The organism is Loktanella fryxellensis, from assembly GCF_900110065.1.
In the GTDB taxonomy this organism is placed as follows: Bacteria; Pseudomonadota; Alphaproteobacteria; order Rhodobacterales; family Rhodobacteraceae; genus Loktanella; species Loktanella fryxellensis.
The window spans coordinates 1-11,246 of record NZ_FOCI01000044.1 but is presented as its reverse complement, the minus strand read 5'-3'; the positions used below and the strand labels follow the sequence as shown (position 1 = coordinate 11,246).

Below are 11,246 nucleotides of genomic sequence, written 5' to 3'. Positions count from 1 at the left end.
CGCCGCAACGCGCTCTTTGCCGGCCACGATGAAGGGGGCCGTAATTGGGCGCGCTTTGCCAGCCTGATCGGCTCCTGCAAGATGAATGGTGTCGAACCCTATGCCTACCTGCGCGATCTCTTCACCAAGCTCGCCAACGGTCATCTCAATACGAATATCGATCATCTGATGCCTTGGGCCTACGCGGCAGCTGCCCCGCACACACAATGAGCTCATCCGGGAATCCCCAGTGAACTCATTCTGAGCTCTTACGAGGGCGAAAGCGTCAGGCTGACCTCGTCGCAAATCCTGCCCGCAACTGAAATCCCAATGGGACGGAGACGACGCTTACAGTAGATCCGATAGACGCGTTTGTGGTTCCAAGGGTGCCCCTTCACGTGGCCCAGATGCAGGAAACACAACCCGAAGTCCCAGGTTTTGCGGGCGTCGGTCAGGCCGACGAGCAGGTCAGCGATCATCTCATTCTCATCGCTGAGCAACGGACTGTAGCGATAGCACGTCTCGCTCACGCCAAACGCCCGGCACGCCAGCGCGATGCTGACTCCTCGATGTTTTACGGCCTTGGCGGCCATCTCGCGTCGCTGACCCTCTCATGGTTTGCAAGCAAACCACTGCCGGGCAGTGGATGGCCCAATCACTTTTTTCCAAGGGCTTCCTTCAGCAAGTCGGCCTGCATGCTCAGATTAGCAAACATGCGCTTCAGCCGGCGGTTCTCGTCCTCCAGGCTCTTCATCTAGCTGATCATGGACGCATCCATGCCGCCATACTTCGCGCGCCATTTATAGAAGGATGCCGTGCTCATGCCGTGCTCTCGGCAAAGCTCAGCCACCGGCACGCCGCCTTCAGCCTGGCGCAGTATCGCAAGGATCTGTGGTTCGCTAAATCTCGTCATCTTCATCAGAATTTCCTCAGGTATCTTGCTGAGAAAATCCTACGTCCGCATCCCCTTCGTTTTGGGGAGGATTACCCGCCTTCTCCGCCTCGATGTAGCCGAAGGTCATCGACTTCCCTCTTACGCGAACAAGGCGTAGCCATTGACGCCCAGACCAATGGCGCAACGATGTGGACCTGTTTTTGGAATGTCGCGCTCCTGCTTCAGGGCCGCATTCCCACGCCACAACCGCTCTAGCTCGGCATGGACATCGACCGGTGCCTTACCCGGCGCGCCGGCATCGCGTTTCTCACCTACCCGCCGCGTCAACGTCGACAAACCAATCCGCACATCGTCAGCGATCTCTCGCAGCGTCCAGCCGCTGAGCAGTGCCAGACGCACTGCTTCACGCCGAGCCTATGGCGTCGACCTGCTTGCGTCTTTCGTTGAACAGCTCCTTGGTTCCTCGGACGGTGCTCTCTCGTTTTTTCCGCACAAGTACAGTCCCGTAGATCTGCTGGTGTCGGAACATCACGAAGGGGATGTCTGTCCGGCCAACAGCGACGCTGTGGATGTGGTCCAGCAGCCTGAAGCTCAAATCAACAGTTCCAAGCCCACAAGATCCCGACGCCGTTGCCATCTGCACGGGCGAACTGATCGATATCTCGATCATCGTCGGACCGCATCGGACGGGGGCGGGGCCGACGCAATGGCCGACCCCGCCGGGGTGCTCAGAGGGGCAGGGAAAACGCGACGACGTAGTCGCCGGTGGTGGTCGTCAGACGCTCGTGCCCGGTCGCGGTGATCACGACATACTGGCGACCGTCGATCTCGTAACTCATGGGAGAGGCCTGACCCCCGGCGGGCAGTCGCCCTTCCCACAGCAGGCGGCCGGTCTGCGTCTCGAAGGCGCGCAGCCAGTTGTCCTGCGCCGCTGCGATGAAGGTCAGGCCCGTGGCGGTCACCAGCGGACCGCCGATGTTCGCGGTGCCGAGTGGCACCTTGAGGAAGGTCGGCAGGCCAAGCGGTCCGCTGTCGAACCCGGTGCCCAAGGGTTGCGACCACAGCAGATCGCCGGTGCGCATGTCGGTCGCGGCCAGGATGCCCCACGGCGGGGCGATGCAAGGCACCTCCAGCGGGGACAGCCAGATCGGCCGGTCCACCCCCCAGTCCGAAAAGAAATGCGGCGCAATGGTCTGGTCCGGGCGCGCGCCGCCCAACCCGACGGGCATGTCCGATACCTCTTCGCGGGGGATCATGTCGACGATGTTGGGCAGGCGCGAATGGTTGGTGACGAGGATGCCGCGATCCTCGTCAAAGCCCAACCCGCCCCAGTTCATGCCCCCGATGGTGCCGGGGAACAGCAGCATCTGCCCCTCGATCGGTGGGGTATACATGCCGTCATAGCGCATCCGCTCGAACTGCAGGCGGCACATGGCGGCGTCGATCGGGGTCAGGCCAAACGTATGGCTGGGGTCCAGCACCTCGGGGTCCGGACCGGGCATCCCCGCGAGATTCGGATAGAACACCGATTGCGGTTGTGTCGGGTTGAGACGCTCGCCCGGAAGACCGTCCTGCGGCGCCGGCTTCATCTCGACGGGCGTGACCGGCTTTCCGGTTGCGGCATCGAGGACGAAGAGCGAGCCGGTCTTGGTACCCTGGATCACGACCCGACGTTCCGCAGCGCCGTCGACGGCGAGGTTGCCGATGATCGGCTGCGCCCCGATGTCATAGTCCCAGACATCGTGGATGACCGTCGCATAGCTCCAGATCGTGTCGCCGGTTGCCGCGTCCACGGCGACGACGGCAGCGGTAAAGGTATCCTCTTCGGCGGTGCGGTCGCCACCGAAATGGTCATTGGCGGAATTGCCGGTGCCGAGATAGACGACATTCGCCTCCGGGTCGCCGGAGATGATGTTCCAGACATTCGGCGTGCCGCGCGGATAGACCTCGCCCGCGGCCAGCGGCTCTTGCGCCACGCCCTGCCGCAAGGCGTCCCAGGCCCAGCGCAACTCTCCCGTCACGGCATCATAGGCCCGCACAACGCCTGACGGGGCATCCCGGCGCTGGTTGTCGCTGACCTGCTGGCCGACGATCAGCGCGTCGCCGATCACCGCCACGCCCGACGTGGACGAGGCGAAACCGAGCTCCTGCAGGTCCATCCCGACGGCCAGATCGACCGTGCCTGCGGTGCCGAAGTCGGGGCAGGGGGCCCCGGTGGCAGCGTCGAGCGCGGTCAGATCGCTGGCCACCGTCGTGACATAGACCCGTGCAGCACAGACGCCGCCGACGTCGGATGCGGCGCCGGTGTCGGGCAGCGCGTCGGTAACCGCTGTCGCGCCGTTATAGTAGCCGACGCTGCGGCAGGCGACCGAAAACAACGATTCCATGTCGGCGGCCAGCATCTGCGGATCATAGCTCCACAGCTCCGTCCCGGTGGCCGGATCGAGTGCAAAGACGCGGTTGGACGGAGAGCAGACGAAGAGCCGCCCTCCCGCCAGGATCGGCGTATTCTGCGCAGAGAAAAACACCCGCTCGGACGGGCTCAGATCGCCGGTCCGATAGGACCATACCTCCTCCAGCGCACCGACGTTGGCCGGGGTGATCGCCGCCGCAGGGGTAAAACGGTGCGCGAGGGGGGATCCGCCGAAGGCCGGCCAGTCCCCGGCGCCATGTCCGATGCCCGCGCCGTCGGTCGCAGCAGACTGCACCGCCCCGGCGCGGTCTGGGCGTTCCCACAGCACGGCCAACAGGGCGACCGCCGCCACTGCGGCTGCGGCCACGCCGCCCAGTGCATAGCGCAAGGCGTTCGGCGCTTCCGGCGAACGGGGCATCCCCATCAGCCGCACGATGGCACTTGCGACGAACAGCGCCGCCAAAAGGCCAGTGCGGCCGGCCAGATCGGCACCCCAGGCAGGCAGAAACCCCTTTCCTGCGATTTCCCAGATCGACCAGACCAGCGTGCCCAGCAACACGACACCCTGCAGCCGGACACCGGCAATGTGCTGGCCCGCCAGCAACGCCAGTCCCGCAAGTGCCAGACCGAGACCTGCCAGCAGGTAATACCAGGTCCCACCCTCGGCCACGATCTGATAGCCAAGCCAGCCTGCAGCCAGTCCGACCCCGCCGATGATCAGCCCCAGAATTGCAAGCACTGCGCGCGCCCACGGGGCGATGCGGCGGGTCATGCGCGAGGTGCGGTCTTTGGTGTTGGCCATCAGCGGGGTCCGATCTGTATCATTTCAGGAGCATGTTGCAGCGACGACGCGCCGGCCGTCATGGCCAGACGCAGGGGGACAGTTGCCAACGTCGCGGGTATCGGCCAAGTTCCGCGTATGAGATACGATGACCCATTGCCGGACCAAACCGGCGCAGTCGGCGCACGGTTTGCGACGACGGCTGGCATGGACCCGGAACCGCTGCGGGTTGCCGGTGTTGCTATGCAGAGCGTGGCCGCAGATCGCATCGGGGTCCGGACAGAAATTTGATGGCCGCACGCAACGGCCATGACGGGGATGATACGCGGTGCTGACATAAATGGCTGCCCAGATCACCTATTGCGGCCCGGCCCCCGCACCGGGCGCCCTCATCGGTGCCTGGAACCTTGATCCTGTCCTGCTGGTGGCCCTGGCGGTTGGTGCCGTCGTTCTGTGGCGGCTGGCGGATCAGCGACGCTGGGCTGCGATCGCCGTTCTGGGCCTGGCAGTTGCATTCGTGTCCCCGCTTTGCGCACTGACGGTGTCGCTGTTTTCGGCGCGGACCGTGCATCACATCGTTTTGCTGTCGTGGATCGCGCCCGCGCTTGCCCTGGCCTTGCCCGTGGGACGGCGCATATCAGGTGCGGCGGCGTTGATCGCGACGGTGGCTGCGCTGTTGGCGTGGCACGTCCCGTCGGTCTATGGTGCGGGCTGGGACGATCCGGTGTTCTATTGGGCCTTGCAGGGGGCGGTTCTGATCCCCGCCTGGGTATTGTGGTCCGGGATCCTGCGGCCCGTCGGGGCCGCTGCCCCGTTACGGTCGGCCGCGCTGATCGCCGGACTGGCCATCGCCATGGGGTTCCTCGGCGCGATCCTCACGTTCGCGCCGCACATGCTCTACGTCGAACACCTGCCGGGCGCAGCGCTCTGGGGGATGGACCCGCTGGCGGATCAGCAGCTGGCCGGTCTTTTGATGTGGGTGCCCGGCTTCGTGCCGCTGATGGCGGTGGCGGCGCGCCTGCTGACGCGCGCCTGGCGGGACAGCCTGACCCTGACGGAGACGCGTCCATGATCCTGGCAGGCCTGAAGTTCGTGCATATCGCGGCCCTTCTCGGCTGGTGTGCCGCATTGATCGCGCTGCCGGTCATGCTGACGATCTACGGTCAGGCGCGGCGGCAGGCGACCTATGCCGAGTTTCGCCTGATCACGCATTTCGGCTATATCGGTTTTGCCACGCCTGCCGCCGTCGTTGCGGTCGGATCAGGGATCGCATTGATCTTTGCAGCGCAGGTCTTCGACCTGTGGTTCGCGGCAAAGCTGGCCTTCGTCAGCCTGATGGCCCTTGTCCATGCGTGGATCGGCCACCTCATCCTGCAATCGGGCGAAGGCGAAGGCACCTACCGGATGCCTCCGGCGATCCTGGGACTGCTCGTCGGCATCCCCGCCATGGCGGCGGTGTTCTGGCTGGTCCTGGCCAAGCCCGACCTGACCGGTCTGACGGATTTCGTACCCGAGGTGTTCCTTGCCCCGTTGGGCGACCGCCCATGAGGAGCGCCGCACAAGGCCTAGCGGTCGACCTTGCCATGCATCCCGATCCCATAGTCGAACACCAGCTTGCCGCCGTGCCAGCCGGTGATGCCGGTCATGCCGGCGGCCAGCGCGGACAACAGGAATCCCCACGGCAGGACCACGCCGACCGGATCTTCCAGACGGAAGCCCCAGTTCAGACCCAGCACGGACAGCAGGACCATGGCGAGGATGAAATGGGTCCAGCTGGCGGACCGGATGCGGATGCCGGGGACCATCAGCAGTTCCACCGTGCCCGCGATCGCCGCCAGCACACCCACGGCAAAGGCGATGCCGACCGCATACAGCGCGACACGCGGCCAGAATTCGTCGCCGGTCACCCAGTACATCACGTCCGCCCCGAGGGTCGAGAAGGCCAGCGCGATGGGAAAGGCGACCATCATCGCATGAATCGGGTGACTCGCGATCGCGATCTTCGACTCGGTATCGTTGAACGACACGATGTCCTGAATGGGGTCGGCCAGTCTGCGACGCTGCTTGAACGTCAGTCTGCGTTGCTTGCCATCCGGTGCGGCCATGTGAAGGGTATCCTGTCGTCGATGTTGTCCCGCCCACGCCACCTGAACCGACTGGTTCCGGCGCTGGCCATAGGCGTATTGACGGGGTGCGGTGGCCCGCTGTCAACCCTTGCCCCCGCCGGCCCCGCAGCACGCGAGATCGCCTTTCTGTGGTATGTCATGCTGTTGGGCGGCACCGCCATCACGGTACTGGTCATGGGGCTGATCGCGATGGCTCTGCGCCGCCGCCCGGCCGACGACTCCGATGCCCGCGCCGAACGGGTGTGGATCCACGGGTGGGGCTTGGGTTTTTCGGCCGTGGTGCTGACCGCCCTGCTGGCCACCGGCATCGTGATCGGCGAACGGATGCTGGCACGCGACGATGGCGCGCCGCGGGTGCAGGCGATCGCGATGCAATGGGGCTGGCAGTTCGCGCAGCCGGGACCGGATGGTAATCCCGTCACGACCGACGGCATCCTCTATGTGCCCGCCGGACAGGATTTCGAAATCGCGATCGAGGCGCGCGACGTGATCCACAGCTTCTGGGTGCCGCAGCTGGGCGGCAAGATGGATGCAATCCCGGGCCGCGTGAACCTGCACCGCCTGCGCGCCGATGCGCCCGGCCGGTACGAAGGGCTGTGCGCCGAGTTCTGCGGTATCGGCCACAGCGACATGCGGTTCGAGGTCGTGGCCTATGACCCGGCTGCACCGTTGCCGCCGTTCCTGTCGGCCGACGATCCGCAGGACGCCGCCGCAGCCCAGCCCGACCCCGTCCAACCCCAGCCCGATCCTGCCTCATCCCAGCCCGACCCCGCCCCGGAGACGACCCGATGACCGACGCGGCTCAGCCTTCTGCCCCGGTGACCGTCCGGTTCAATACGCCGCGCCGCGCCCTGTCCCTGCATCGCGAAATGGCGCAGGTCTGGGATGACGAGCCCGGGCTGCGCGGCATCCTGTCGTCAGTCAACCATGGCACGATCGGGCGGCGGTTCATGATCACCGCCTTCGTGTTCTTTGCGATCGGCGGCGTGCTGTCGATGCTGATCCGTGCGCAACTCGCCACCCGCGACGGGGCGTTTCTCGATACCGCGCTCTATAATCAGGTCTTCACGATGCACGGCAGCATCATGATGTTCCTGTTCGCGATCCCCATGCTCGAAGGGCTGGCCCTGTGGCTGTTGCCCAAGATCCTCGGCGCGCGCGACATGGCGTTCCCCCGCCTCTCGGCCTTCGGCTACTGGTGCTATCTGATTGGCGGGACGGTGATCGTGCTGTCGCTGGTGGCAGGCGTTGCCCCGGACGGCGGCTGGTTCATGTACGTCCCGCTGGCCGACGCCACCCATACGCCCGGCATCAATGCCGACGTCTGGCTGCTGGGCGTCACCTTCGTCGAGATCTCGGCGATGGCCGCCGCGGTCGAGATCACGGTGACGATCCTGCGCGTCCGGGCGCCGGGGATGCCGCTGTCGCGCATGCCGCTGATCGGCTGGTATCTGCTCGGCACCAGCGTGATGATGCTCGTGGGCTTTCCGCCTCTGATCCTCGGCTCCATCCTGCTCGAGGTGGAGCGGGCCTTCGATCTGCCGTTCTTCGACGTGGCGCGCGGCGGCGATCCACTGTTGTGGCAGCACCTCTTCTGGCTCTTCGGCCATCCGGAGGTCTACATCATCTTCCTGCCGGCCGCCGGGGCGCTGTCCACCATCATACCGGTCCTCAGCGGGCGACCGATCCTGGGGTATGGTGCCATTGTCGCGGCGATCATCGGCCTGGTGTTCCTGTCCTTCGGGCTATGGGTCCACCACATGTTCACCGTGGGCATCCCGCACATGGCGTTGGCCTTCTTTTCCGCCGCATCGGTGCTGGTCGCGGTGCCGACAGCGGTGCAGATCTTTGCCTGGATCGGCACCATGTGGCGCGGTCAGGTGCAGTTCCGCCTGCCGATGCTTTACATCATGGGCTTCTTCTCGACCTTCGTGATGGGCGGGCTGACAGGGGTCATGCTGGCGATCGTTCCTTTCAACTGGCAGGCCCACGATACGGCGTTCGTCACCGCTCACCTGCACTACGTGCTGATTGGTGGGTTCGTCTTTCCGATGATGGCCGCAGTGACGTGGTGGATGCCGCTGCTGAGTGGCCGCTGGCGGGTCCGCGGTCTGGGCGAGGCGGCGTTCTGGCTCATCTTCATCGGCTTCCACGGGACGTTCTTCCTGATGCACCTGACCGGGCTTCTGGGGATGCCGCGCCGGATCGCCGTCTATCCCGACAACCCCGAGTGGGAGTGGCTGAACCTCACCTCCTCGATCTTCGGCATGGTGATGTCCGCGGGCTTCGCGCTCTATGCCTTCGACATCGTCATGCAGGCGCTGTTCGGACGGCGCAGCTGGCGCAACCCCTGGAAGGCCGCAACGCTGGACTGGGCCTTGCCCCTGCCGGCGCCCAGCTACAACATCGCATCCCTGCCCGGATCGATGGGCGGACGTGCGCTGGACACTGCGGATGCGATCCTCCCGCTGGCCCGTGGCGAGGGGTTTCTGCCCGGTGCGCCGCGCGGTCAGCGCGAGACCCTCGTGGTGACCGCCGGGTCCGGCACGCCGGTGCATGTGGCCGTCCTGCCCGGAAACACCACGTTGCCCCTTGTCACCTCTTTGGCGGTGGGCAGCTTCTTTGCGATGATGCTGTCCGGCCTCTACCTTCTGACGCCGATTGCGATCGCCGCAATCCTCTGGGCCGGCTGGCGTTGGGGCGACATCATGGGACGTGCCGACGATTCGGACCCGGTCGCGGTGACGGATGACCTGATGCTGCCGCAACATTTCATGCAGAGAGAGACCCTGTCACTGACCGGCGTGCGGCTGCTGCTGGTGGCGGGTGCGACGCTGTTTGCGTCGCTGCTGTTCGGCGTCGGGTTCCTGACGGTCGTGGCGCCGGGTTGGCCTGCACCACCCGGCAGCCTGTCCGGGACACCCGTGATGATTGCCATGGCCGTGGCGTTGACAGGCATGGTCGTGGCCCTGCTGGCGGCGCACCGGGTCGAAACGGTGCGGGTCCACGCCGCAGCCCGCAGCTGGGCCTTGCTGGGCCTTGCGGCCAACCTGATGGCCCTGATCGCGCTTGCGGGACTTGCGGCGTGTCTGGACGATCCGACAGCGCATGCACGCGATGCGCTGCGCGTGGTGATGCTGGGCCATGCGGCCGTATACGGCGTCACGGCCACAGTTCTGGCCGCACGCAGCTGGCGCGACGCCGCGACGGGGCGATTGGGCGCGCTACGTTTTGGCGCCGTGCCGGCGTGGCGCCTGTTCCAGGGGTTCTGGCTGGTGACGGCGGGGCTGTCTGTCGTTCTGGTGGTGGCACAGGAGGTTCTGTGATGGGCTGGCTCGCGCGTGCCCTGCTGGGGCCCTTGATCTGGGCCGCGCTGTTCAGTGCCGTCTATGCGCTGCACGGGGTGGGTTGCGCGCAGGGATGGTCCGCCCGTCCGGTGCCGCTGATCGGCGATCTGCAGCGACTGGTTCTGGTGACGCTGTGGCTGGCGGGCCTCGCGGTCCATCTTGCGCAGATCACGCTGACTGCCGTGCCGCAGGGCGTCACCGGGCGGATCGTGACTGCGGGGGGATGGATCGGCTTCGTGTCGTCCGGTGTCACCCTGATGCCGGTGATTGCCACATCGACCTGTCTGGGGCCGCTGTGAGCGCGTGTCTTCGCGTCGAGGCGACGGCATGACCGCCTGACGCGGATCGGTGGCCAAGACGAACGCGGCATTCATGTCCCCGTGCCTTGCCACGGCGCCCTTGCACCCGCCCGACATGATCGGAGCCCCGCAGTGAAGCCATGCGGTTTGACGCGCCACGCGCCGACGTGTTCGACCACGTCGAGCGCTTCTATAATCCGATCCGACGCCATCCGAAGTTGGGCGATCTCAGCCTCATGGCGTTCGACGAACGACACATGCAATCCTGACCCGGTGTCCTCGAGTCCGGCAGCAGCTCGCTGGACCCCTTCAGATGGCTCTGTCGCACACATCCTGCGCGTGATTCATTTTGTAGATCCAGCGTGGTCGCTGGGGTGCCTGAGCTGTCCGACACGAATGATCTACAAAACCGAGAACCGGCCGGCCTGTAACGAAGCGCTCAACAGCTGGGGCTTGCTGACGGTCTGGTTTGACCCCCGGGGATAAGCTGGGATGCCGCGCCGACAGGCAGGCGTGGCCACCATCAGCCCTATGGTGCCACTGCCATTCAGACGTGTCTGACGATGAAGGTTCTGTTCGGCATGCCGCTTCGGCAAACGACCGGTTTTGTCGAAAACCTGCTGCGGCCGGTTGGCCTCGACTGGACGGTGCCAGACTTCAGCACGCTGTCCCGCCGCCAAAAGAACCTGGCCATCAACATCCCCTACCGTGGATTGAAGGGCCCGCTGCACCTGCTCATCCCATCTCATGGTTCAAAGACAAATCACTGCCGGGCAGTGGACAGCGCGGGCATCAAGGGCGAAGGCGAAGGCGTGTGGCACGCCAGCAAGCATGGTGGTCCCAAACCGCAGGTCTGGCGCAGGATCGACCTCGGGATCGACGAGCAAACGCTGGAGATCCGAGCCGCCGAGATCACCGGAAGCCACATTGGTGACGCTCCGGTCCCGCCCTATCTGCTCGGCCAGATCCCGATCGGCGAAGAGGTCGGCTCGGTGACCGCCGTCGGTGCCTACGACACCCGCAAGTGCCATGATGCCATCGCGGGCCGCGGTGCCCACGCTGTCATCCCGCCCCGAAAGAACGCGAAGCCGTGGCAGCCCGTCACCGGCGGTGCCGCCGCGCGAAACGAGATCCTGCGGGCCTCCAAATAGCTCAACCGCGCTCTGTGGCGACGATGGAGCGGATACCACCAACGGAGCCGCGTCGAGACGAAGATGCATTGTGTGAATCTGCTTGGGCAGCGCCTCATGGCACGGGACTTCGACCGCCAGGTCGCGGAACTTCAGGTCCGTATCGCCATGCTCAACGGCTACACAGCGCTCGGCATACCCGTCAAAAAAGCTGTGGGATAAACCCGTCCGGGAAAAGGCGAACCTGGGCCACAAGCCGATTTGTGCAACAGGGCC

10 protein-coding genes and 2 pseudogenes are annotated in these 11,246 nt (G+C 65.4%); 7 read left to right on the top strand and 5 right to left on the bottom strand.

Annotated elements, in window-relative coordinates; all coding sequences use genetic code 11:
• Positions 1–210: transposase domain-containing protein (locus tag BMX16_RS16625; RefSeq protein ID WP_143058084.1), on the top strand; the 210-nt coding region annotated here is incomplete at its 5' end.
• A gap of 107 nt (positions 211–317) precedes the next feature.
• On the opposite strand, the pseudogene BMX16_RS16620 reads toward BMX16_RS16625, so the two are convergent.
• The 4 genes and pseudogenes from BMX16_RS16620 to BMX16_RS16610 all read right to left on the bottom strand — a co-directional run.
• Positions 318–898: pseudogene (locus tag BMX16_RS16620) on the bottom strand (transposase); the annotation flags it as partial.
• A 114-nt stretch (positions 899–1,012) separates the two neighbouring features.
• The gene (locus BMX16_RS17435) at positions 1,013–1,273 is read right to left on the bottom strand and encodes a hypothetical protein (protein WP_143058083.1); all 261 of its coding nucleotides are present in this window, start codon (positions 1,271–1,273) and stop codon (positions 1,013–1,015) included.
• A 4-nt stretch (positions 1,274–1,277) separates the two neighbouring features.
• Entirely contained in the window at positions 1,278–1,544 is a 267-nt protein-coding gene (locus BMX16_RS16615) for a hypothetical protein (protein ID WP_089905832.1), read from the bottom strand.
• Positions 1,545–1,602: 58 nt separating this feature from the next.
• Positions 1,603–4,089, bottom strand: a complete 2,487-nt coding sequence (locus BMX16_RS16610; RefSeq protein WP_089905830.1) for a pyrroloquinoline quinone-dependent dehydrogenase — start codon at positions 4,087–4,089, stop codon at positions 1,603–1,605.
• A gap of 319 nt (positions 4,090–4,408) precedes the next feature.
• Here BMX16_RS16610 and BMX16_RS16605 point away from each other — a divergent pair, with 319 nt between their 5' ends.
• Positions 4,409–5,140: a cytochrome c oxidase assembly protein gene (locus BMX16_RS16605; RefSeq protein ID WP_089905828.1), complete on the top strand. Its 732-nt coding sequence runs from the start codon at positions 4,409–4,411 to the stop codon at positions 5,138–5,140.
• The gene (locus tag BMX16_RS16600; protein WP_218139944.1) at positions 5,137–5,616 is read left to right on the top strand and encodes a CopD family protein; all 480 of its coding nucleotides are present in this window, start codon (positions 5,137–5,139) and stop codon (positions 5,614–5,616) included. The genes BMX16_RS16605 and BMX16_RS16600 overlap by 4 nt, the downstream gene beginning before the upstream one ends.
• A 17-nt stretch (positions 5,617–5,633) precedes the next feature.
• On the opposite strand, the gene BMX16_RS16595 is transcribed toward BMX16_RS16600, so the two are convergent.
• On the bottom strand, positions 5,634–6,173 hold the full coding sequence (locus BMX16_RS16595) for a DUF2231 domain-containing protein (protein WP_089905826.1): 540 nt from the start codon (positions 6,171–6,173) through the stop codon (positions 5,634–5,636).
• Positions 6,174–6,194: 21 nt separating this feature from the next.
• Between BMX16_RS16595 and BMX16_RS16590 the strand changes: the two genes are divergently transcribed.
• From BMX16_RS16590 to BMX16_RS16575, 4 genes and pseudogenes are all read left to right on the top strand, one after another.
• Complete coding sequence (locus BMX16_RS16590) at positions 6,195–6,986, top strand: cytochrome c oxidase subunit II (RefSeq protein WP_089905824.1); 792 nt, start codon at positions 6,195–6,197, stop codon at positions 6,984–6,986.
• The gene (locus BMX16_RS16585; protein ID WP_177174717.1) at positions 6,983–9,520 is read left to right on the top strand and encodes a cytochrome c oxidase subunit I; all 2,538 of its coding nucleotides are present in this window, start codon (positions 6,983–6,985) and stop codon (positions 9,518–9,520) included. Before BMX16_RS16590 ends, BMX16_RS16585 begins: the two co-directional genes overlap by 4 nt.
• The gene (locus tag BMX16_RS16580) at positions 9,520–9,840 is read left to right on the top strand and encodes a hypothetical protein (protein WP_089905822.1); all 321 of its coding nucleotides are present in this window, start codon (positions 9,520–9,522) and stop codon (positions 9,838–9,840) included. Before BMX16_RS16585 ends, BMX16_RS16580 begins: the two co-directional genes overlap by 1 nt.
• Positions 9,841–10,218: 378 nt before the next feature.
• Positions 10,219–11,192, top strand: a pseudogene (locus tag BMX16_RS16575) (IS5 family transposase).
• The last annotated feature ends 54 nt before the right edge of the window (positions 11,193–11,246 follow it).

Excerpts from the sequence above, each read along its gene's own strand:
- BMX16_RS16595 (WP_089905826.1), bottom strand. The coding sequence starts at position 6,173 with ATGGCCGCACCGGATGGCAAGCAACGCAGACTGACGTTCAAGCAGCGT.
- BMX16_RS16590 (WP_089905824.1), top strand. The coding sequence starts at position 6,195 with ATGTTGTCCCGCCCACGCCACCTGAACCGACTGGTTCCGGCGCTGGCC.
- BMX16_RS16605 (WP_089905828.1), top strand. The coding sequence starts at position 4,409 with ATGGCTGCCCAGATCACCTATTGCGGCCCGGCCCCCGCACCGGGCGCC.
- BMX16_RS16580 (WP_089905822.1), top strand. The coding sequence starts at position 9,520 with ATGGGCTGGCTCGCGCGTGCCCTGCTGGGGCCCTTGATCTGGGCCGCG.
- BMX16_RS16615 (WP_089905832.1), bottom strand. The coding sequence starts at position 1,544 with ATGATCGAGATATCGATCAGTTCGCCCGTGCAGATGGCAACGGCGTCG.
- BMX16_RS16610 (WP_089905830.1), bottom strand. The coding sequence starts at position 4,089 with ATGGCCAACACCAAAGACCGCACCTCGCGCATGACCCGCCGCATCGCC.
- BMX16_RS16585 (WP_177174717.1), top strand. The coding sequence starts at position 6,983 with ATGACCGACGCGGCTCAGCCTTCTGCCCCGGTGACCGTCCGGTTCAAT.
- BMX16_RS16600 (WP_218139944.1), top strand. The coding sequence starts at position 5,137 with ATGATCCTGGCAGGCCTGAAGTTCGTGCATATCGCGGCCCTTCTCGGC.